Below are 23,824 nucleotides of genomic sequence, written 5' to 3'. Positions count from 1 at the left end.
TGGGATACACCTTTACTATCATACTGACAGTCCTTCTTTGCAATATCCGTATCCGAACCATTGGCAGGTACTGCATATATTTTTAAAGTTGTCATAAGTTATTCTTTCGTATATAGTATTTAGAATAAATTTGTAGGTATAAATTTCATTTGTATTTATTTCTAATAAATCTAATACTTTTTTATCAAGAGATTGAACCTTAAATTCATATTGGCATAGTTTTTTTGTTGTATTATTAGGACAACAGGAACAAATTTCATCTGTCTTTGCTGCAATTTTTATTTTAATGGAAGTATCTTTTTTTAATTGGCCGATTATCTTGTCCATATTTTCAGTAAATTTTTTGTTATAGCCATAACCTCTGTACCCCTGAATACATAATAGATGATGGGCTCTTAATGTTAACATTTTATAAGATGGGTCTTCACAAGGGCTGACCTTATTTTGCCTCCTAATAAATAAGCTAATATAATCTTTATTATGTCCAGAGGTATGAAGGGAAGGGCACCTAATACCACAGCTTTTTTAATGCTGATATTTGTTATAAGTGAAAGCTGAACTACTCCCATTCCGTAGCAAAGCAGGAGAGAGGCAGCCAGTAATGCAATTGATGATATAAAAGATAAATTTTTATCTGATATTTTTCCTATGATAAAAGCTATAATAGGATAAGATATTAAATATCCCCCTGATGGACCAAGTACCACATTTAATCCTCCCTGAAAATTCACGAAAATAGGTATTCCTACTGCTCCTAAAAGTACATATATAATTTGAGATAGTGCTCCAAGTCTACTTCCTAAGATTATTGCAGATATGTAAACTGCCATTACTTGAAAGGTAATTGGCACCGGACTAAAAGGAAGGGGCAGGGAAATTTGAGCTAAAATAGCTGTTAAAGCTGTAAAAATGGCTGTAATAGTAATATCTCTTATCTTCAGATTCATTTTTTTACTCCTTTTTAAGTATTGTCAACTAGATTATAAAAAACACTGACAATTTGATTATAATGATTATACGATGTATTGTCAACATGAAAATATTTAATGGTTTACGATATAATAAAAATTCCATCTTAACCTAAGAATTACTTCACATTATAAATGATAGTTATTTGCAGATTTATAGAGATGAATTAAAATTTGTATTATAATAGTGTTAACAATGTAAAATAATAAAAACTTAACAAAAATTACGGATTGCAGAGGGAGTTTATTTTATGAATGAATTACTTGAACAAATAAAATACATTAATGGCAAATTTCCAGAAGAACAATTGAGACAAATAATAAATAATAAGGAGGAGTTTATTCCTGAATTACTCAACATATTAAAAAGTACAAAAGATAATTATAAAGAAATTTTAGAAGAACCAAATTATTTTGTGCATATATATGCCAGCTATTTGTTATCACAGTTTAAGGAAAATCGAGGATTTCCCCTAATTATAGATTTAGTCAGTCTGCCTGATGAAATTACATATGGTGTTTTTGGTGATGTTATTACAGAAGATTTGCATAGAATTTTAGCATCTGTTTGTGATGGAAATACTGAACCTATAAAAAAATTATTAGAAAATGAAGATATTAATGAGTATGTTAGAATTGCTGCTATTAAAACATTTCCTGTACTTTGGGTAGAAGGTATTATATTTAAAGATGAGATTGTTGAGTATTATAGAATTTTATTTAAAGAAAAATTAAAAAGGCAGTGCTCTACCATTTGGGGAAGTCTTGTAAGCAACTGTTGTAAAATATGTCCTGATGAATTATATGAAGAGATAAAAAAAGCCTATGATGATGAATTGGTAGAAACTTTTTACATATCATTAGAGGGAGTAAATAAGGAACTTAATGTAGATGATACTGAGAAAATTTTAAATCTAAAAAATTTTGGATATGAGTTTATTAAGGATACAATTAATGATTTAAAATACTGGCCATGTTTTACCAAAGAGGACAGTGAACTAAAATCACAATATACAAAATCAACAGAAGTTGATAAGAAAAGCTTGGATAAAAAGAAGAAAAAAAGAAAGCAGGTAGAGGCTTCTAGAAAGAAGCAGAGAAAAAGGAAATAAGTTATTTAATTAATGGGTATATTTCGGATAAGTTAACCAGAGGTGTTGTTTTATGAGAAGAGAATATATAAATTACCCACAGGATGTACCTGTTTTGGTTTCCTGTGCCAATATAATTGAATATCCCATACACTGGCATAATTCTATAGAAATACTTTATGTGCTTAAAGGTAAATTTTATGTAACTATAGATTCAGATAAGTATGAACTTGTGGAAAAGGATATAGAAATAATAAACATAGATGAAGCCCATAGCATTTATAGCAGCCACAAAGATAATAAAATGCTCGTATTTCACATAGATCCTAATTTTTTTGAAAAATATTATACGGATATTGAAAATATGTTTTTTTATACAAATATTACCGATGATAATGGTCAGGAGGGAGAGGAATATGATGAACTTAGAGTATTCCTTTCACGGATAACCTGTGAAGCTGTACAGAAACAGGATAACTATGATGAGGTAATTAAAGATATACTGGTAAAGATTTTATATCACCTTATAAATAATTTTCATTATCTTACAAACGAAATGGAAGACTTAAGGGAAAATGAAGAATTGCTTGAAAGATATCATAGAATTACTAAATATATATTCAACAATTATAATGACAATATAACACTTCAAGATATAGCTAAAAAAGAGTTTTTGAGTACACATTATTTATCCCATGGAATTAAAGATACCACGGGATACAGTTTTACAGATTTACTTAATTTGACTAGAGTGGATGAGGCATTGAAAATTCTTTTGGATACTGACAAAAACATATCCGAAATATCAGAAGAAGTGGGATTTTCACATACAAGATATTTTAATAAACATTTTAAAATTCGGTTCAAATGTTCACCTTCTCAATACAGAAAAAAATTTAAGGGGGATGAAGAAACTTTTAAGAAACAAAAAAAAATAACTTTTATGCCTCTTTCAAAGAGTCTTCAATTTATAACCTATTATCTTGAAGACTATGATAGATTTAACTATGAAGAGAAAATAATTAAAATAGCTCTAAATATGTCACAGAATACTGAGAAATTTTACAAAAATTTTAAAGATATAATTAATGTAGGGGATGCTTTTGATCTTCTTATTGAGGATAATAAAGATATGCTTGAAATGCTTCAGGATGAAGTTGGATTTAAATATGCAAGAACTTTAAATGTATTCAGTGAAGATATGGGCATATTTCCAGGAGCTAAGTTTTATAACTGGAATCGTTGTGGTGATGTTTTTGAATTTTTGCATAATATTGGAGTAGGAGTTCTTGTAGTGCTTGATAATGAAGGTTTTACAGGAGAAGAATTTAAAAAAGTATTAAAATCATTCTTGGATTATTTCAGTGAGCTGGATACCATAGATTTTAATTCTTTTAAGTTTCAGTTTGTATCCAAAGTGGATAGAGAGTATGTAAAAGAAATAACTGAATTATTGTGTGAAAATTATGAATTTAAAGTCTTGAAAGATAGAGCCACATATGGAGATAGTGTAAATTTTATTTATGATACAGCATACATGATTCCTTTTACAATTAACAGTATAATAAATAAAAAAAGTAATATTGATATTTTAAGGGCTTTTGATGTTTTGGATAGACAAATAGATCTTACCAATGAAGTGTTCTTTGGGTATCCAGGTTTAATTAATGATAAAGGTATAAAAAAGCCTTCATATTATGCATATTTTTTAATGAATAAGCTGGGAGATACTTTAGTGGCAAAGGATAAAGGGTATATAGTTACTAAAAGTTATAGAGAATATCAAATTTTACTTTATAGTTATCATGAAGATATAGATAACCTTAACTTTTTTGAGAATTTTTCTAAATTTAAAGGTAGCAAAAACATTACTGAAAAAAAGTTTTCATTAAATATTGTAGGCATATCTTCATCTGTAAGGGTGATAACTTATGATATAAATGAAAAAATCGGCTCTTCTTATAATTACTGGGTAGATATGGGTAAACCCAAGCGATTAAGTAAAGAAGAAAAGGAAATATTGTATAAGTCATCTTTTCCAAGAATACATTTTACAAGTATAAAGAAAAGTACGGTATTTAATATACAGGCTAAAATTCAAGGTTATGGTGCTTCACTTATAATAATAAAAGAGGTATGAATAAATAAAAAAATGGGCTTTTTCTGCTTTTATAATAAAAAATGCATTTTATCAATATAGCATATTGATACTTTTATATGAGCATTTTAGTTGATGAAATTCACCAGGTTAAAATATTATAATTTAACCAAGAGGCTTAAGTATATTTTAGGCTTTAAGAATTGAGGTGGTTTTATGGGAGCAGATGATAAAAGCTTTTTAAATGAAAAAATAAATAAATTACTTTTTAGATTTGCTGTTCCTGCAATTTTTTCTTTATTGGTAGGTGAGCTTTACAATATAGTTGCTACGGTATTTGCAGGAAGGTATATAGGTATAGATGCCATAGGTGCACTTACAGTAGAATTTCCTATACAGAGATTTTTTATTGCATTAGGGCTTTTTATAGCGGTGGGAACGTCAACCTATGCCGCCAGGATAATAGGTGAAAAAAATACTGTTGAGTTAAAAAAAATAATAGTAAATTCTTTTATTCTAACTTTAACTTTTTTAATTTCAATTTCTTTCTTAGTATTTATCTTTAAAAATCCTATCCTTCATGCACTTGGCGCCAGCAATAATACCTATCCTCTGGCAGACAAATATGTATCTATAGCGTTAATTGGAGTTGTTTTCCAGGCACTATCCGCCGTAATTTGTTATATAATGATATCTTTTAACCAAACTAAAGTTATGGTTTATACCAATTTAATAGGGGTATTGTTTAATATACTAATTAATTATATGCTTATTGTAAAAATGGGAATGGGAATAGAAGGCAGTGCCATTGCTTCTGTAATTGCTCAAATTATTTCGTGCATATTTGCATTTTCTAAATTTATTGATGTAGTTAAAAAACTGCATATTAAACTTTCAGATGAATTTATTTTAAGATCTTTTAATATAGATATTTTAAATGAAATAATTATTTGTGGATTTTCAACTTTTGTAGTAGAAATCTCAGATGCAGTGGTTTCTGCAGTATTAAATAATGTACTTTATAATAGCGGCGGTGATTCTGCCATAATTATTGTAGGAGTAATTAGCAAAGTATCTATGTTTCTTTATATTGCAATTGTAGGTGTAAGTTCTGGAATGCAGCCCATAGTAGGATATAATTTTGGGGCTGAAAGGTATAAAAGAGTTAAAGAGACTTTAAAAAGTTCCATTAAAGTTGTAATTGTGATTTCTATGGTATTTTGGTGTGGTTTTATGTATTTTTCCTATGAAATAATAGGATTCTTTTTAAAAGATGAAGTTTTACTTCATGAAACTGTGGGTGCCTTTAAAATATGTGTTTCAATGCTTCCTCTGCTTGGAATATATTATGTAACCATGTATTATTATCAGGCAATAGGAGAGGCAAAAAAAAGTTTTTTATTGTCCATATATAGGGAGATGATAATATTTATACCTCTTGCCGTATTTCTTGCAAAAACTTTTGGCATGAAAGGTGCAATTATTGCATACCCAATAACTGATGGAGTAGTAATATTAACTTCAATTTACTTTATGCAAAAAGCATTTAAGGAGGAATTTGAAGAAAAAAATGCTGTAGAACAATTAATTAAAAATTAGTAAAATTATTATGTTTTGTCTCCAAATCCTTAATATAGGCTTTTTAAGTAGTTTGCTAAAGTACTTGAAAGTATGGTACAATTTACTTGAAAAGCTATACATTCTGTTCATTAGTTATTTAAATATATTTAATGTCAGAATCTCATGCAAGGACGGTGTTAAAATGTATGAATATGATAAATTGATTTATTTAAAGGAAGAAAAGTGTGTTGGATGCAATAAATGTATAAGCAATTGTCCGGTTATTGGTGCCAACATAGCATATATAGTAGAAGGAAAAAATAAAGTTAGAATAAATGGAAAAAAGTGCATACATTGTGGAGAGTGTATAAAAGTATGTGATCACTTTGCCAGGGACTTTAATGACGATACTGAGGATTTTTTCAGGGATCTATCTTCAGGAAAGAAAATATCATTAATAGTAGCGCCATCAATTGTGGTTAATATATATAACTATAAAAAATTATTCGGATATTTTAAGTCAGTAGGTATTAATTTTATATACGATGTTTCTTTTGGAGCTGATATAACTGTTTGGGCATATTTAAAAGCCATAAGAGATAAAAAATTGTCATCTGTTGTTGCACAACCCTGTCCAGCTATAGTCAATTACATAGAAAAGTATAATACTATGTTAATAGATTATCTAGCACCAATTCAAAGTCCAATGATGTGCAGTGCTGTTTATATGAAAAAATACAAAGATATTACAGATAATATTGCGTTTATATCTCCTTGTATAGCCAAATCAGATGAAATTCATGATAAAAATACCGGGGGGTATGTGAATTACAACGTAACTTTTAGACAGCTGTGTGATTATTTGGACAAAAATGATATAAATATTGATAGCTACCAGGAATATGATTTTGACGATGTAAAATGTGAATTGGGATTTTTATTTAGCAGACCTGGCGGTTTAAGAGAGAACATTGAAATTAGAGCACCAGGGGTATGGCTGCGTCAAATTGAAGGTCAGCATAGTGCTTATAAATATTTAGATGAGTATAGAAAGCGTATTGATGAAGGGGCTAAAGTTCCCATGATTGTAGATATTTTAAATTGCTCTAGCGGATGTAATTTTGGCAGTGCCGTAGTAAATGAAGATGAAATATCAATTGATGATTGTGATGATAAATTTAATAGTCTGAAAAATGCTAAACTTAACAAAAATAATAAAGCCTTTATGAAAAAAAAGAAAGATGACCTTTTTAAAATGTTTGATAAAACTTTTAAATTAGATGACTTTATAAGAGTATACAGTAAAAATGAAGCTATATCTGATATAAAAGAACCAACTGAGCTGCAGTACAATGAGATATTTAAACGTTTAAATAAGCATACTGATACGCAAAAAAATATTAATTGCTCTGCATGCGGATATGGTACATGCAATAATATGGTTAAAGCCATACATAATGGATTAAATGTCCTCTACAATTGTATTGATTACAATAGGCAAGAAGTAAGCAATGAACATCAACTTTTAAATGATAAAAATCATCAGATGGAAGCACTGGAAGAATTGAATCAGTTGTCTGAGGAAAAACTCAGGAATGCTGAAGTGTTAAAGAAAAGAGTTTCAGATATAATATTTTCAGTTGAAGAAGTTTCAAGAGGAAGTGAAGAAAGTGCAGCAGCCATTAATAAAATATCTAGTAATATAGAGGATGTTTTAAATACAACAAATGTTCTTAAGGATAGTGTTAATGAAATGCAGGACAAACTAGATAGATTTTCTAATGCTTCAGAACAAATTGTAGATATAGCAAGTCAAACTAATCTTTTAGCTTTAAATGCAGCTATTGAAGCTGCAAGAACGGGGGAATTGGGCAGGGGTTTTTCTGTAGTTGCTGATGAGGTAAAAAAACTATCTTATGAGTCAAGGGACGTAGCTGCATCAACCCAAAGTGATCAGGCTTCAATGCTTAAGCTTATAAAACAGATATATGAAGTTGCAAAAGTTCTGGTAACAAAAATGGAGAGCGTCAGCAATTCAATAAATGATATTTCTTCTGCTACGGAGGAGATATCTGCAAATAGTCAAGAAATTAGTGCGGCAGCTTCCAGTCTTTTAAATGGAGATGGAGAGCAGGTTTAAATTTCAAGCATATAGTTTAGAATATATAGGGGCAGACCAATATTTCCACAGGATGCCATCTTAAAAATGGAAATATAGAAGGTGGTATCTATTATGTGGAATTAACGCATATAATTATTCATCTACCAGCCTGTATCCTACCCCTACCTCTGTATAAATATATTCTGGCTGTGCAGGGTTCTTTTCTATTTTTCTTCTTAAACTTGCCATAAAAACCCTAAGGGATTTAGTTTCATTACCAGTTGAAGGTCCCCATATCTCACCAATAATAAAATTGTGGGTTAATACCTTTCCAGGGTATTTACAGAGAAGTGCCATTATTTTATATTCTATGGGCGTTAAATGTATATGCTCATCATTTATTATTACCCGTCTTTTATTAAAATCAATAACTAAATCTTTGATTTCAAAAATGTCTTTGTTTTTATATGGGTTTTTATTAGTTATTCCATGCCTTAGAGCTACCCGAACTCTTGCCAGCAATTCTCCTATGCCAAAGGGCTTGGTTAAATAGTCGTCAGCCCCCTTATCTAAGGCTTCTACCTTTTGTCTTTCATTTTCTCTTGCTGAAACAATTATGATAGGGGTTTTAGACCATTCTCTTATTTTGGTAATAATTTCAATTCCGTCTATATCGGGAAGTCCTAAATCCAGTATTATTAAATCAGGACTATATGATAGAAAAAGTGCAATGGCTTCAGTTCCTTTATCCGCTTCAATATACTTGAATGCCTGAGCGGCTAAAGATGCTGTGATAAACTTTCTTATAGGTTTATCATCCTCAACTACAAGGATACATGGTTTATTGTCCATCTCAATTTGCCTCCTTAGGAATATTAAATCTGAAAACAGCTCCTCCGTCTTTTTTATTATAGGCCTCAATCGTTCCGCCGTGAGCTTCAACTATAGATTTACAAATGGCAAGGCCTAATCCCACGCCGCGCCTTGAATCAGATATTTTGCTTCCGTTTGTAAAAAATCTATCAAATATGTGGGGCAATATTTCTTTTGGTATTCCCATACCATTATCACTAACTTGAAAAAAAACTTGCTGTTTTTTCTCGTAAGCTTTTACTTCTATTAAAGATCCTTTTGGTGTAAATTTCAAAGAATTGTCAATCAAATTTATAATTACCTGCTCAATTAAACTTCCATGCATGGGGGCCATTATTATATCTTTAGGAACTGTTACCTCAATCTTATGTTCTTTAAAGCGTTTTGATGTTCTCTGAACTGCTTCATACACTACTTCTTCTACTAGTTCCATGTTTTTCTTTATTTCCATTTTTCCTTTATCAAATCTTGTCATACTAAGTAAATTTTCCACCAACCTTATAAGCCATTCAGTATCATCATAAATACCTTGGAGAAGCTCTTCTTTTGTTTCCTCAGAAATAAGCTTGCCATTTTCAATAATAGTACTTACTGCGCCTTTAATACCTGCCAGGGGACTTCTTAAATCATGAGAGATTGCTCTAATCAGATTACTTCTTAAGCGCTCGCTTTCTATTTCTAATTTAGAATTTTTTTGTATCTCAGAAAGAATTTCTCTATCTAATGCAATAGATATCTGACTTATAACTGTTTTAAAAATAAATTTTTGTTCGGGTTCAAGAATTCCATTACTGCAGGAAATCCCTACTACACCTAATATCTTTCTCTGGCTTTTTAAAGGCATATAATATCCTTTTGAACCATAAAATGTATTTGTTCCTGCTCCTGATTCTTTGTCATTTAAGAATGTCCAATAAGCAACAGTTTCTTCATTTCTGCTCAGAAGCTCGTTGTCTTTCTCTCCTTTATCTTGATTGTACACAAATGGATTTAAAAGTTTATTTTCCTTTGATAAATAGCAAACCACGGTTCTCTCTAAAAGTCTGGAAATATACTTTATCCCTATAGCTACAACATCTGCTGTGCCCGTTGCACTTAATAATTTTTCATTTACCCTATATAAAATTTGAGTTCTGTTTTCCTTTGCTGAAGAATTACGGACTTCCTTTTGGAGTTTGTTTGTAAGTGTTCCTATAATAAAAGTTACTGTTAACATTATAGCAAAAGTTGCTAAATAACTTTTATTATAAACTTGCAGTGAATACCTAGGTTCTGTAAAAAAATAATCGAATAAAGTTACGCTAATTATAGAAGATATAAACCCTAATATATAACCTGTTGTTTTTATATTTACAATTATAACACCTAAAATAAAAATCATAATAACAATTATTTCACTAAAGCCAAAATAATTAAAAATTATAGAGAGTATTGTAGCCGTAAGTACTGTAACTCCTGACATCAAAACTTCTTTAAATGATATTTGAAAATTTTTGCTGTACTTTGCCATGAAGTTATTATTCTTTTGTTTATGAAATGTTGAATTAGGTATAACATAAACATCTATATGAGAATTAGAATCCATAAGCTTATCAACTATATCTTTTGCATAAATATGAAATAGATTGTTGGGTTTTCTATGGTTTTTGCCTATTATTATTTTAGTAATATTTCTAAATTTTGCATATTGAATTATTTGTTCTACTATATTTTCATCATATACAGTAACTATTTCTCCTCCCAACTGGTCTACTAAATTAAAATGAGACTGTATCCTTTCTTTATCCTCTTTGCTCAATTTTTGTGATTTTGTTGTCTCAATATATAAAGCTATCCATTTAGAATGATGTGCTTCTGCCATTCTTGCGGCGGTACGTATAACTCTTGCAGATGAAGGAGAAGGGCCAATACAGGCTAATATTGGCTCTGATGTAGGCATTACAGTTATTTGTCCTTTTGATAATCTTGCATTTTCAACTTCATAGTTTACTCTATCTGCTGTTCTTCTAAGAGCAATTTCTCTCAGAGCAAATAAATTATTTTTAGTAAAAAAATTATTGAAAGCCTTTTTAGTCTGTTCTTTGCTATATATTTTACCCTCGCTAAAACGGATTAAAAGCTCTGTAGGCTCAATGTCTATAAGTTCTACCTTGTCTGCCTTATCAAATACTTTGTCAGGAATAGTTTCTCTTACTGAAATATGAGTTATACTTTCAACTATGTCGTTTAAACTCTCAATATGCTGAACATTCAAAGTAGTATATACATCTATTCCTGCATCAAGAAGCTCTTCAATGTCCTGCCACCTTTTTCTATGCCTCTTAGCCTTGGCATTGGTATGAGCAAGTTCATCCACTAATATTATTTCAGGTTTTCTAAGCAGTGCCTTGTCTAAATCAAATTCTCTTAAAGTTGTGCCTTTATACTCAATTATCTTAGGGCCTATATCTTCAATTCCATTTAATAAAGCCATAGTCTCTGGTCTTGCATGGGGCTCAATATATCCGATAACTACATCTTTACCTATTTTTTTCATATCATGGGCTTCCATAAGCATGGTATAGCTTTTGCCCACTCCAGCTGCATAACCAAAAAATATTTTTAGTTTTCCTCTTACAGATTCATTTTCTTCCTTTTCTTTTTTTATTTGATTTAAAAAATATTCTGGATCGGGTCTTTTATCAGTATCTATTTCAATCACCCCTTAAATTTAGCATCGAAGCTATTTCAAGATTTACCTTTAGTACATTTACTCTTGGTTCTCCAAATATACCCAGACTTCTTCCTTCAGTATATTTATCCACTATTTTCTTAAGGTCAGTCTGACTTATGCCTGAGGCTTTTGAAACTGCTGGTATCTGGATATTTGCAGATTCAGGGCTTATATCCGGGTCAAGTCCTGAACCTGAACTTGTAAGTAAATCTGTTGGAATATCTTCTTTTTTAACTCCAGGATGTGACTTCAAAAAATCTTGTATATCTTTTTCAACTCTTTCCTGAAGTGCTTTATTGGAGGGTGCCAGATTTTGTGAACCTGAGGCTGCTCCTCTATAAGTTATTTTACCGTATTTATCAGGTTTAGTGTCTGCTTGGGTATAAGTATTATAATTTACAGATGAAACTCTCCCTCTAAAAAACCTGGCATCTGTAAAATTTTGGCCTATAAGTTCTGAACCTACTTTTTTGCCATCAACTACAGCCATACTTCCATTAGCCTGCTTATTAAAAAGTAATTGACTTATTCCCGTCATAAAAATAGGATATATGAACCCGCAAAGTACCATAAAAACAATACTTACGGAAATGGCTTTCTTTATTATTTTCATAACAAAATCTCCTCTTTCTCCAGTTATTTAGATATTTTAAACTAACCTAAATTAAAAATTCTAACTAGTGGTGTAATAATTAAATCTATAACTTTAATTCCTATGAAAGGTACAATTATACCTCCTAATCCAAAAACAAGCATGTTTCTAAGCAGCAGTGCTTCTGATTTCATGGGTTTATATTTTACGCCTCTCATTGCAATTGGTATAAGCAGTGGTATTATTATGGCATTAAATATTAGGGCTGAGAGTATAGCGCTATAAGGTGTTGAAAGTTTCATTATATTCATAGCCTGCATTTGGGGTATAGCTGCAGCAAAAACAGCTGGTATTATAGCAAAATATTTTGCTACATCATTTGCTATACTGAAAGTGGTTAAGGCTCCCCTGGTTATGAGTAACTGTTTCCCAATTTCAACCACTTCAAGGATTTTTGTTGGGTCTGAATCCAAATCTACCATATTAGCAGCTTCTTTGGCAGCAGTAGTACCACTGTTCATGGCAAGGCCTACATCTGCCTGTGCCAGTGCAGGGGCATCATTGGTTCCATCACCGGTCATTGCAACAAGTTTACCTTCTGATTGTTCCTTTTTAATAGCTTCAATTTTATCTTCAGGTTTACATTCGGCTATGAAACCATCTACTCCTGCTTCTTTGGCAATAGTTGCGGCAGTTAATGGATTATCTCCTGTACACATTATTGTTTTTATTCCTATTCCTCTGAGTCTTTCAAATCTCTCAACTAGACCAGGTTTAACTGTATCTTTAAGATAAATTACACCATATATTTTATTATTAACACAAACTACAAGGGGAGTTCCTCCTAGTTTTGCCACTCTGTTAACTATGTCTTCCAAATCTTTTGGAATAGTACCTCCCATTTCTTTTACTCTATTTTTTATAGCGTCATAAGAACCCTTTCTTATGGTAGAGCCGTCACTTAAATCTATTCCACTCATTCTTGTCTGCGCAGTAAATTCTATAAAATTAAACTTTTCATATTCCGTGGAATTAATTGTTGCCCCTGATTTATTACCAAGCTCAGCTATAGACTTACCTTCTGGAGTATCATCTTTTAATGAACAAATAACTGAATACTTTATAAGTTCTTCCATGCTTGAATTTTCAACAGGGATAAATTCTGATGCAAGTCTGTTACCAAATGTTATTGTTCCAGTTTTATCAAGTATCATGGTATTTACATCGCCACAGGCTTCAACAGCTTTTCCAGACATAGCTATAACATTAAATCTTGTAACCCTATCCATACCTGCAATACCAATAGCAGATAAAAGCCCGCCTATGGTTGTAGGTATTAAACATACAAGAAGTGCAATAAGAGTAGAAACCTGGATTTTAACTCCTGAATAACCGGCCATAGGATAAAGTGATACTATGACTATAAGAAATATGAGAGTTAAACTGACAAGTAAGGTATTAAGTGCAATTTCATTTGGTGTCTTCTGTCTTGATGCACCTTCTACAAGAGCTATCATTTTGTCCAAAAATGATTCTCCGGGCGTTGCAGTTATTTCAACTTTTAGCCAGTCACTTACAACCTTTGTTCCCCCTGTAACAGAAGCAAAATCTCCACCTCTTTCCTTCATAACTGGAGCTGATTCTCCAGTTATAGCCGATTCATCTACAGATGCAATACCTTCTATTACTTCTCCATCGTTTGGAATTATATCTCCATTTTCAACTAAAACTATATTACCTTTTTTTAATTCATTTGCATTAATGGTTTTAACATTTCCATTAGAATCTAAAAGTTTTGCAATAGTATCTTTTTTTGTTTTCTTTAAATTTTCAGCTTGTGCTTTTCCACGTCCTTCAGCTACTGCTTCTGCAAAATTTGCGAAAAGTACTGTTATGAACAATATTACTGCTACTATAAAATTATAAACCTTTAAATTATTACCTTGATCTCCAAATAGATTAGGTAAAAATGTAAGCAATAATGATATGATAAACCCTACTTCTACCACAAACATTACTGGGTTTTTTATCATATATTTTGGGTTAAGCTTTTTAAAAGAGTCTACAATAGCTTCACGTAATATTTCTTTTGTAATAAATTTAGATTTTCTTTTATTATCACTCATAGCGTTATTCTCCTCATTTTTATATTTCATGATAGTTATGGTCTTTTAGTGCCATAAGGTTAAATGCTCTGCAATAGGTCCAAGTGCCAGAGACGGCAGGAATGTTAAAGCACCTATTATTAAAACTATAAATATTAAGGTTATTGTAAACATTGAATTATCTGTTCTAAAAGTTCCAGCAGAAACTGGTATTGCTTTTTTCGAAGCAAGTGATCCTGCTACTGCAAGAAGAATTATAATAGATAAATATCTTCCATAAAACATTACTATACCAGTAGTAGTATTCCAGAACATAGTATTGTCGGCTAATCCTTCAAATCCAGAACCATTATTGGCAGCTGAAGATGTAAATTGATATACAATTTGTGATAGCCCGTGGAATCCAGGGTTTGATATACCAGCTAATCCTTGAGGCATTATTAAAGCCAGTGCCGAAAACATTAATATTAAAAATGGATGAATAATTATAGCCAGTGCTATAAGCTTAATCTCCTTACCTTCAATTTTCTTTGATAAAAACTCTGGAGTTCTTCCCACCATAAGTCCGCACAGAAAAACTGTAAGTATTGAGTACATTATCATATTCATAAATCCTACGCCTTTTCCACCAAAGATTACGTTAAGCATCATATTTATAAGTGCTATAGCTCCTCCAAGAGGGGTTAGTGAATCGTGCATATTATTAACTGTACCTGTGGTAAAGGCTGTAGTCACCGCAGTAAATAATGAAGATTGCCCTACTCCAAACCGGACTTCTTTACCTTCCATGTTACCCATCAATTGATTCAATCCAATATGTGCAAGAGCTGGATTACCTGATTTTTCTGCAAAATAACATATTGGTAACCCTATGAGGAATAATACTGCCATAGCAGCAAATATTGCCCACCCCTGCTTTTTATTTTTAAGCATTAATCCAAATGTATAAACTAACGCACCCGGCAGCAGCATCATCGATAAAAGTTCTATTAAATTTGATATAGGTGTGGGATTTTCAAAAGGATGTGATGAGTTTGCGCCGAAAAAACCTCCTCCATTGGTTCCAACATGTTTTATAGATTCAAGGGCTGCTACAGGTCCAAGTGTTATATCCTGCATTTTACCTTCTATTGTGGTTACTGTATGAGTTCCTGAAAGAGTTTGTGGAACTCCCTGAGCTACTAAGAAAATTCCTACAATTATTGAAAGTGGCAATAGAACTCTTGTGATTACTCTAGTTAAATCTACAAAAAAATTGCCCATAGTTTTTTTATGTCCAATAATACCTCTCATAAAAGCAAGGGCTGCAGCAAAACCGGTTGCTGATGATGTAAACATCATAAATATAATAACAATCATTTGGCTGAGATGGGAAAGTCCAGATTCTCCACTGTAGTCCTGTAAATTTGTATTTGTCATAAAACTTATGATAGTATTAAATGACAAACTTTGTTCCATTCCTCCTATTTTATTAGGATTCAATATAGGTAAACTCTGTATTCTCAGTATTATATATCCTATAAATATCATAACTGCATTAACTGCAATAATTGAAAGTACATATTCTTTCCATTTCATTTCCTCATTTTTGTTTATTCCACATATCTTGTATATAAAATTGTCTATTTTATTAAAAAATCTATCCCCAAATGCGGTATCACCAGTACCTACATAGTATAAATATTTACCCATGGGTACTACTAAAATTATAAATAACACTAAGGGTATTATTATCTGCAACCATTCCATAAAAGATTTCCTCCAATTCTAAATTTCACACTAAAATTTTTCAGGATTAAACAATGCATAGCTTAGATATATAAAAAGTAAAATAATAACTGTAATTAGAATCCACATACATATTCCCCCATTTATTATTGTTTTTTGTCCACTTGCTTCTCGCACCATTTGGCAAATAACTTAATAGATATAAATCCAGATGAGAGCAATGCAATAAATAAAATATCCAACATTATAATTCGCCTCCTAATTATTCTTCTATATGGCTAATAATATCATTTATCACATAAAGATTGGATTAAGATTACTATAACCTGTATAAAGATTGTATAAAGATTGTAAATAAATTACCATAAGTGTATTATTAAACTTTTATACTTTGTCTATACATAAATATTTAACTTAGCAGCATTTATCAGTTGAACTGTCAGGTAAAAGTTAATCTTAAAATTAAAATTTATGAATATTAAATGTGTAAATTGTATATTGCTAATGTATATGAAGTTTAATTACTTAGGAGGTAGAAATGGCTAAACAAAATGCATTAGATGAGAACCTTGAACGTGGTTTGCAAGAACGTCATATTCAATTAATAGCACTTGGTGGGGCAATAGGCGTGGGATTATTTCTAGGTTCTGCTACTGCTATTCAAATGGCTGGCCCAATTATTTTATTAGTATATACACTTGCTGGACTTATAATGTTTTTCATTATGAGAGCATTGGGGGAGCTGGCAACAGCATATCCGGTTTCTGGATCTTTCAGTGCCTATGCTAACGAATTTATAGGACCTCTTGCCGGTTATTTAACTGGTTGGACCTATTGGTTTATGTGGGTTGTAACCTGTATGGCTGAAGTCACCGCAGTAGGAGTATATGTTAGATTTTGGATACCTACCATACCACAATGGATACCAGCTCTTATAGCGGTAATTATAATGACTTGTGTAAATTTAATTGCTGTAAAAGCTTATGGGGAATTTGAATTTTGGTTTGCACTAATTAAAATTGTTACAATTATTGCAATGATTATATTGGGATTACTTATGATTGTATTTGGCTTTGGAAATGGCGGGAGGCCAATTGGATTTTCAAACTTATGGAGACATGGAGGCTTCTTCCCCAAAGGCGTATGGGGAGCTGTTATGTCAATAGTAATGGTTATGTTCTCATATCTTGGAATGGAACTTATAGGTGTTACGGCAGGAGAAGCAAAGGATCCACAAAAAACTTTACCATCAGCTATCAATAAAGTTTTTTGGAGAATATTAGTGTTTTATGTGGGAGCACTTCTTGTAATTATGTCTCTTTATCCTTGGAATAGTCTAGGTACAATAGGCAGTCCTTTTGTTCTAACTTTTAGTAAACTTAGAATTGCAGTAGCTGCGGGAATTATAAATTTTGTAGTATTAACTGCAGCGTTATCTTCCTGTAACAGTGGTATTTTCAGTACCGGTCGTATGCTTTATAATCTTTCTCTTCAGGGTACAGCTCCAAAAATATTTAACAAACTTGGAAAAACACATGTTCCAACTGCTGGGATTATAGTTTCCTCAGGTTTTCTGCTGATTGGAGTTTTACTTAACTACATAATTCCTTCTAAGGTATTTACCTATGTAACCAGTGTGGCAACTTTTGGTGCTATTTGGGTTTGGGCAATAATTTTAATAGTTCAAATGAACTTTAGAAAGGGGCTTACTCCTCATCAAGTAAAAGAGTTGAAATTTCCAATGCCCGGGTATCCATATATTAATTGGATTAGTCTAGCATTTTTAGTATTTGTAATAATAATCATGTTTTTTAATAGAGATACCTTAATGGCTATTATTGTTGCACCTATTTGGTTTGCTATCTTAATAGCATGTTATTATTTATTTGGTTTAAGCAAAAAATAGTAAATGTTCTTAGTGGTGAGTATGACTAGGGGAGTTACCACAGGCAAATTGGCTAGTAATATAAGGCATGTCCTGAGTAGCATTTACCTATGATTACATCTGTTCCTTGGGGAATTGTACGATAGAACCAATAGGAATTATCCACAGACATCCTTATGCACCCATGGGATGCTTCAGTTCCTAGCTTATGTGCTTCGCCTTGGATTATTTGTCCATCTTTATTTGTTGGCACAGAATGAAATAAATACTCAGATCCAATAAAGCCAACCCAATACTTAGCACCTTCTTTATATTTGTCATTGTAAAAATTTAGTCCATAATCATTGTCTATTTTGAAATGTCCATAGGGTGTTTTAGTGTCATCTCCTGGAAGGCCAGTAGAGCAAATAATTGATTTAATCAGTATGCCATTTTTATATATAAATACTTTCTGATTAGATATACTAACCATTACTTTAAATTTATTATGGTCAACTTTTGCTCTAATAGAATTAGAATTGCTTCTTTGCAATTGTGTTAATTCTTTGCTGTGAACATATATAGGTACCATAAGAAAAAATATTAGAACTAATATACAAGCAAATTTTTTTTTCAAGATGATCCCTCCTTACAATATTGATTTTATACATTAATTATATACATATAATGTAAAAAATTCAATAATATTCAAAAGAGGATGTTTAAATAGATTATATCAGTTTGCAATTTTATAGCTGGTATCAGTGAGTTGAAATACTTTTTTCATTCCAGGTGTCAAATATATCTTTTTATCAGATGTTATGCATAATGCATCAGTACCTTTTAAAGATTCAATAAGCTTTAGTCCCTTATCAACACCAAGGACATAAAGACTGTTTGATAATGCATCACCGTCAATGGAATAGTCTGATAAAATTGTTGTACCTATTATTCCATTTGCAGATGGGTAACCAGTAGATGGATCAAAAATTTGTCCATAGGTTTTTCCATTTTGTACAAAAAATCTTTGATAGTCACCAGCTGACACTAATGATTTATCTGTAGCAGCCACAATTCCTAGATATTGTCCCGTATCTGCCAGTGGATTTTGTACTCCAATTTTCCAGGCCGTTCCATCGGGATTGTTGCCAACAGCATATACGTTTCCGCCCAAATCAATAAGTGCAGAGTTTATGTTGTATTTGCGGCATATTTTTTTTAACTCATCAGCAGAGTATCCTTTAGCTATTCCTCCAAAATCCAATCCCTGACTTCTTTGTCTCAATTCAACAGTTAAGGTGTTTTTATCCATGATAATATCATGATAATTTATTAGAGGTTTTACTTTGTCAATTTCACTTTGACTTGGAATTTTCTGGTGAGGCGTTCCTATACCCCATAAGTAAGTAAGTGGCTCCACAGTTGGATCAAAGGCACCATTGGAAAGTTTAGCTTGTTGATATGCTTTTTCAACTACATAAAATGTATCAGCACTTATCCTCACAGGCTTTTTTCCTGAATTTGCATTAATCTGTGATATTTCACTGGTTGAGAGAAATATAGACATTTTCTTTTCAATATCAGAAATTCTATTAACTGATTCATCAAGGGCCTTATCAGCATTTTTGCCATAATATTTTAAATTTATTATGGTGTCCAATGCAAACATTTCTCTTGTAGCTGGCTGTTGATTTGCACTAATAGAACAAGACGTAATAAAACTAATACAAAAAGCAGCCATGAAAAAATAAGATATAAATTTTTTCAATTTCATCCTGTTACCTCCTCTATAAATTTTAGTATTTCCTAACATTCTTTTATTATATAACAACTTTTTTTTATATGTTTGGCCTCTTTTTTAATAGAGGCTGCCTTTTGCCCAACATATTCAATATTAGAGAAGGTTCCTATATTACCATAGATACCGGCAATAGATAATGAGGTGAGAGTAAATATATCTTTGTTTCCTTTCCTGTCTATATGTTCAATATATCCCTTAGTTTTATCTTTTTCATTGAAGAAATTTAGTATACCTATATCAAATTTCTTAATAATGTTTTCGCACAGCATTGAACAACTCTCTAGAGAATCTTCTATTATACCAAAAAAATCATCTCCGCCAATATGACCTATAAAGCTGTTATATGGAAATAGTTTTTTTGTTTCAAGTTTTATTAATTGAGAGGTAAATTTAATTACCTTATCTCCATTCTCAAATCCATATGTATCATTATATACCTTAAAATTATCTAAATCAAAATATAAAACGCAGCATTTCTGCTCTAATGCAAGAATGTCCTTAAGTTTATTTTCTATAATTGAGTTACCCGGTAATCCAGTTAGGGGATTAAGCTGCCTTGCATAATTACATTCCAGCATTGTAGTATAATTAAGAAGTGCCTTTACTGTAACAATACCGTAATATTTGTTATTTTTAGTTATAATGATATAATCGTATATATTATCGGTTTTTCGCTCCATAGCTATGTTAGAGACTTGACTTACAGGTGTGTAATAATCCACTATTATAGGGTTAACATCCATAACTAAGGATATAGGACGTTTTGTAAAAACGGCAACGCCATATTGAGTGGCAAGTACTGAATTTAATGAGTGTTTCATTATAAGCCCCACAGGAAATTCATCATTTACAATACATGCACCTGTAATATCATTGTCATAAAAATATTCCTTTATAATTTTACATGGGGTATTTGTATTAAATGCTTTGTCTAAACGTGCAATTTTACCTATGTAATTATTTGAGCAAGAAACAAATTTATTATTTTTCATTTTATTACAGGACAAGATAGCATTTTTTACATGATTGGGTATATCTAAAAATGTTCCTGCAGGTGGATTAATAAAATATCCTTGTCCAGCATAAACTCCAAGATTAATTAATGTTTTAAGCTCTTCTTTTGTTTCTATACCTTCAGCAATGAGTTTCATATTAGTTACTTCGGAAAGCCTTACAAAGCATTCTATTAATGACTGCTTAAAAGCATCTTTATTAATATTTCTAATTAAATCCATGTCGATTTTTACATAGTGTGGTTTTATTTCCGTGAGCATTTTAAGTCCGGAATAACCTGAACCAGTATCATCAATGGCAATCTTGTATCCTTGATCTATATAATTATTAAGTACGGCTCTGAAGTTTTTATAATCCTCTATGGAAGTTTTTTCAGTTATTTCAAATATTACTACTTCAGAAGATATATTATGTTTAGCAAGAAATTCTTTTGTAAATCCACGCTTGAATTTTTCATCCTTAAAGATATATGGATCCACATTAATAAAAAGAAATTTGTCATCCGGTATATTGGATGCTCTCTCAATAGCTTTTGTTCTGCATAGAAGTTCTAAATCCCAAGTTCTATTGTAAAGCTTAGCTGCAGAGAACAGCTTATCAGGACTTTGTAACGAAGAGTCTTCAGGTCCTCTGCTTAGTGCTTCATATCCGATAATATTGCCGTTTGTTAAGGATACAATAGGTTGATATACAGTAGAAATATCATCATTTTTAATTATTTCCAGAAGCTCATAAAGTTCTTCACCACTAGGATTATTTAATGATTTACATACCATTACACATGCCTCCAACTTGACTATAATTTTAAAATAAAGTGTGACATAGATAAATATTCATAATGTAAATGTAACATAGGATTACTATATATAGTTCGTGGTTGTGTAAAATATATGTTAAAAGATTTTAACATATATTTTATATTGTCTTTACCTTATTAGCATAAAATAAAACCTGATATTCAAATTTCGCCTAGACCTAAAAATCACTTGATATGAAATTATTAAAGCAAAAGGAGATAATCATGATAGATCCAAGTATTTATTTTGGATATTATGTAAGTGAATTTGAAAAAGTTTATATTTCATTAATAGAAAAAGAATTAGATGTTTTTTTTTCTACATGCTTAAAATCAGCTGAAACTTATTCAGCAATTATAGCCAATAAGCCCTCATTACATAATAAAGAGATATTTGAGCAACTAGTATTATCTTCTAAAACAATTGAAAATTTTTTAGAAAATATTATATTGAAAGTTAATGAGCAATTTAATAATAATGCAAATGATTTACAAATAAATTATGAATATGTAAATTCATTTGATTTCAATAAGTACAATACTTTCCTTGAGAATACTATTAAGAATTTTACAACTACTCAAATAGTAACAAAAGTCAGTGAAAGAATCGTAGATTTTGCAATTTCATCTATATTCGATATGTTGTGTCCTGACATAATGATAAATAATCTATGTGACAAAATAATTTCTGGTAAAAAGGTATTGCATAAGAATAATCTTCAAAATCAAGTAAAGAGGCATGATAAATTGATTTATAAGCAAATAGAAGGACTTTTAATTAATGTAAAAACAAATTTAAGAAACCAGTTAATTAAAGTATTTATTATATCTATAAACATCAGTGAAAATATGGAAGAGTTAGTTTCAATTGCATAATTAAATTGTAAAAAGTCTTTGACTGTGGTCAGAGGCTTTTTGTTGTTAAATAAAATACAATAGAGGAAATGTTAGGCTCAGCACTGGCATTTTTTAAATGTTTAAATTCTAGGTAATGTGATAAAATGTAAGAAAGAATCGAGTTAGTTAAGCTTTAAGAAGGTGAAGTAATTGATTAAAAACTATATGGAAGACATGGTAGATAGATTAGTGCCTAAAGTTTTAGAGAATTACGATAATATTTGTAAATGTCCTAAGTGTATTGAAGATATAAAAGCTATAGTATTAAATAATCTTCCCCCTAAGTATGTATCTAGTGAAAAGGGATTATTATATACTAAAATGAATGAACTTTCAGAACAATTTAATACAAATATAGTGAAAGAAATAGCATTAGCTATAAATATTGTATCTAAAAATCCTCTGTGTCACTGGATAAAAAAATAAATTTAAGTTGTAATGATGAATGAGTATCAAATTGTGATATAATATTCAATATGATTTAATATAAATTATTAGAACAGGGAGATTTGATATGAAGGCTTTATATTTTTCTAAAGTTCAAGAAGCCATTAGTTTTATTAGGGGAACTGATGAGAGTAGGGGAGTAGTTTTATTTTGTTCAGCAGACAATGTAAAAGAGTTGTCTAAGAATAATGATAAAGACATTGTACTTTGTTCAACTGCAGGAGAATATACATATGCAGGATATAAAGATGGGGTAATTACCGGTTTTGAATACGATAGAAAAGAAGCTGAAATTGTGGAAATTTCATATCCACCTATATTAAGTGTGAATGAACTCAAAAAGGCTTATGGGAATGTGAAGAACAATAAAAATGCTTTTATGCTGCTGTTGTGTGATGGGTTAAAAGGGATTGAAGAAAGTATTTTAAGCACTTTTTATTTCATAGATTCAAGTTTCAAAATTATAGGTGGCAGTGCTGGAGATAATGAGAGATTTGAAGAAACTTATATATATGTAGGTAATAGAAGAGTTATGAATGTTGCGTTGTTTTTTAACTTAAAAAGAAGGACAAGTATTATTAAAGAAAATATATATGTAAAAACCGAAAAAATACTCAGGGTTACTGAAGCTGACGTAGTAAGCAGAAAGGTAAAGACTTTTAATAACAAACCTGCAAGTACCGAATATGCATATGCAGTTGGAGTAAGCGAAAATAAGCTTCCAGAGTATTTTATGAGCAATCCACTGGGGAAATTATATGAAAATGATATACTTATTGCATCACCTATGAAAGTAAATGAAGATAAATCCATTACATTTTATAGTGAATTAATGGTGAATACTTTTGTATATCTTTTAAAGCCCGCAGAGCCTATTGGTGTATTGAAAGAAACATTAAGAGATGTATCCTTTAAACCATCTTTTGTTTTGTCAATAAATTGCATATTTAGAAAGCTGTTGTTTGTAAAAGATAAAATATGGGAAAATTTTGACAAGGAAATGATTTCATTTTGCAAGAATACAACCGGGTTTGTAAGTTATGGGGAACAATATTATAAGAAGCATTTAAATCAAACTATGGTAATGTTGATGGTGGAATAGAGGGATGAAAATATGTCAAAAAATTTTAATAAAAGAATTCATCATAAAGATATTGATGAAAATAATACAGAGTA

Annotated in this window: 19 protein-coding genes; 8 read left to right on the top strand and 11 right to left on the bottom strand. The window is 30.9% G+C overall.

The window, feature by feature from the left end; genetic code table 11:
* Positions 1 to 18: 18 nt before the first annotated feature.
* Positions 19 to 408: a DUF1284 domain-containing protein gene (locus ACJDU8_RS16600; protein WP_406793271.1), complete on the bottom strand. Its 390-nt coding sequence runs from the start codon at positions 406 to 408 to the stop codon at positions 19 to 21.
* Positions 402 to 947 carry a biotin transporter BioY gene (locus ACJDU8_RS16595; RefSeq protein ID WP_406793270.1) on the bottom strand — a complete coding sequence of 182 codons (546 nt, stop codon included), beginning with the start codon at positions 945 to 947 and terminating at the stop codon, positions 402 to 404. The genes ACJDU8_RS16600 and ACJDU8_RS16595 overlap by 7 nt, the downstream gene beginning before the upstream one ends.
* Positions 948 to 1,219: 272 nt before the next feature.
* Between ACJDU8_RS16595 and ACJDU8_RS16590 the strand changes: the two genes are divergently transcribed.
* The 4 genes from ACJDU8_RS16590 (at position 1,220) to ACJDU8_RS16575 (ending at position 7,857) form a co-directional block, all read left to right on the top strand.
* Positions 1,220 to 2,080 (top strand): DUF1186 domain-containing protein, encoded by an 861-nt coding sequence (locus ACJDU8_RS16590; protein WP_406793269.1) that lies wholly within the window; start codon positions 1,220 to 1,222, stop codon positions 2,078 to 2,080.
* Between the two features lie 52 nt (positions 2,081 to 2,132).
* Entirely contained in the window at positions 2,133 to 4,199 is a 2,067-nt protein-coding gene (locus ACJDU8_RS16585; RefSeq protein ID WP_406793268.1) for a helix-turn-helix domain-containing protein, read from the top strand.
* Positions 4,200 to 4,373: 174 nt separating this feature from the next.
* Positions 4,374 to 5,756, top strand: a complete 1,383-nt coding sequence (locus ACJDU8_RS16580; RefSeq protein WP_406793267.1) for an MATE family efflux transporter — start codon at positions 4,374 to 4,376, stop codon at positions 5,754 to 5,756.
* Between the two features lie 163 nt (positions 5,757 to 5,919).
* The gene (locus tag ACJDU8_RS16575; RefSeq protein WP_406793266.1) at positions 5,920 to 7,857 is read left to right on the top strand and encodes a [Fe-Fe] hydrogenase large subunit C-terminal domain-containing protein; all 1,938 of its coding nucleotides are present in this window, start codon (positions 5,920 to 5,922) and stop codon (positions 7,855 to 7,857) included.
* Between the two features lie 114 nt (positions 7,858 to 7,971).
* On the opposite strand, the gene ACJDU8_RS16570 is transcribed toward ACJDU8_RS16575, so the two are convergent.
* Genes ACJDU8_RS16570 through kdpF form a run of 6 tightly spaced genes read right to left on the bottom strand, consistent with a single transcriptional unit; the run spans position 7,972 to position 15,958 of the window.
* Positions 7,972 to 8,670, bottom strand: coding sequence for a response regulator (locus ACJDU8_RS16570; RefSeq protein WP_406793265.1), 699 nt, complete (start codon positions 8,668 to 8,670; stop codon positions 7,972 to 7,974).
* Between the two features lies 1 nt (position 8,671).
* On the bottom strand, positions 8,672 to 11,392 hold the full coding sequence (locus ACJDU8_RS16565; protein WP_406793264.1) for an ATP-binding protein: 2,721 nt from the start codon (positions 11,390 to 11,392) through the stop codon (positions 8,672 to 8,674).
* Complete coding sequence (locus ACJDU8_RS16560; protein WP_406793263.1) at positions 11,385 to 12,017, bottom strand: K(+)-transporting ATPase subunit C; 633 nt, start codon at positions 12,015 to 12,017, stop codon at positions 11,385 to 11,387. The genes ACJDU8_RS16565 and ACJDU8_RS16560 overlap by 8 nt, the downstream gene beginning before the upstream one ends.
* 41 nt (positions 12,018 to 12,058) lie before the next feature.
* The gene (kdpB, locus tag ACJDU8_RS16555; protein ID WP_406793262.1) at positions 12,059 to 14,122 is read right to left on the bottom strand and encodes a potassium-transporting ATPase subunit KdpB; all 2,064 of its coding nucleotides are present in this window, start codon (positions 14,120 to 14,122) and stop codon (positions 12,059 to 12,061) included.
* A gap of 45 nt (positions 14,123 to 14,167) precedes the next feature.
* Complete coding sequence (gene kdpA, locus ACJDU8_RS16550; RefSeq protein ID WP_406793261.1) at positions 14,168 to 15,850, bottom strand: potassium-transporting ATPase subunit KdpA; 1,683 nt, start codon at positions 15,848 to 15,850, stop codon at positions 14,168 to 14,170.
* Positions 15,851 to 15,880: 30 nt separating this feature from the next.
* On the bottom strand, positions 15,881 to 15,958 hold the full coding sequence (gene kdpF, locus ACJDU8_RS16545; protein ID WP_406793291.1) for a K(+)-transporting ATPase subunit F: 78 nt from the start codon (positions 15,956 to 15,958) through the stop codon (positions 15,881 to 15,883).
* A gap of 409 nt (positions 15,959 to 16,367) precedes the next feature.
* Here kdpF and ACJDU8_RS16540 point away from each other — a divergent pair, with 409 nt between their 5' ends.
* Positions 16,368 to 17,735, top strand: coding sequence for an amino acid permease (locus ACJDU8_RS16540; RefSeq protein ID WP_406793260.1), 1,368 nt, complete (start codon positions 16,368 to 16,370; stop codon positions 17,733 to 17,735).
* Between the two features lie 52 nt (positions 17,736 to 17,787).
* On the opposite strand, the gene ACJDU8_RS16535 is transcribed toward ACJDU8_RS16540, so the two are convergent.
* The 3 genes from ACJDU8_RS16535 to ACJDU8_RS16525 all read right to left on the bottom strand — a co-directional run bounded on the left by ACJDU8_RS16535 (position 17,788) and on the right by ACJDU8_RS16525 (position 21,284).
* Complete coding sequence (locus ACJDU8_RS16535) at positions 17,788 to 18,330, bottom strand: L,D-transpeptidase (protein ID WP_406793259.1); 543 nt, start codon at positions 18,328 to 18,330, stop codon at positions 17,788 to 17,790.
* 99 nt (positions 18,331 to 18,429) lie between these two features.
* Positions 18,430 to 19,467: an FAD:protein FMN transferase gene (locus tag ACJDU8_RS16530; protein WP_406793258.1), complete on the bottom strand. Its 1,038-nt coding sequence runs from the start codon at positions 19,465 to 19,467 to the stop codon at positions 18,430 to 18,432.
* A 32-nt stretch (positions 19,468 to 19,499) separates the two neighbouring features.
* Positions 19,500 to 21,284: a GGDEF domain-containing protein gene (locus ACJDU8_RS16525; RefSeq protein ID WP_406793257.1), complete on the bottom strand. Its 1,785-nt coding sequence runs from the start codon at positions 21,282 to 21,284 to the stop codon at positions 19,500 to 19,502.
* A gap of 245 nt (positions 21,285 to 21,529) precedes the next feature.
* Between ACJDU8_RS16525 and ACJDU8_RS16520 the strand changes: the two genes are divergently transcribed.
* The 3 genes from ACJDU8_RS16520 to ACJDU8_RS16510 all read left to right on the top strand — a co-directional run bounded on the left by ACJDU8_RS16520 (position 21,530) and on the right by ACJDU8_RS16510 (position 23,750).
* Positions 21,530 to 22,180: a hypothetical protein gene (locus ACJDU8_RS16520; protein WP_406793256.1), complete on the top strand. Its 651-nt coding sequence runs from the start codon at positions 21,530 to 21,532 to the stop codon at positions 22,178 to 22,180.
* 171 nt (positions 22,181 to 22,351) lie between these two features.
* Positions 22,352 to 22,627 carry a late competence development ComFB family protein gene (locus tag ACJDU8_RS16515; protein ID WP_406793255.1) on the top strand — a complete coding sequence of 92 codons (276 nt, stop codon included), beginning with the start codon at positions 22,352 to 22,354 and terminating at the stop codon, positions 22,625 to 22,627.
* Positions 22,628 to 22,715: 88 nt separating this feature from the next.
* The gene (locus tag ACJDU8_RS16510) at positions 22,716 to 23,750 is read left to right on the top strand and encodes an FIST signal transduction protein (protein ID WP_406793254.1); all 1,035 of its coding nucleotides are present in this window, start codon (positions 22,716 to 22,718) and stop codon (positions 23,748 to 23,750) included.
* The last annotated feature ends 74 nt before the right edge of the window (positions 23,751 to 23,824 follow it).

Origin of the sequence: Candidatus Clostridium eludens (assembly GCF_045310515.1) — a bacterium.
Taxonomy (GTDB): Bacteria; Bacillota; Clostridia; order Clostridiales; family Clostridiaceae; genus Clostridium_B; species Clostridium_B eludens.
This window is presented reverse-complemented; position numbering and strand designations above follow the sequence as displayed.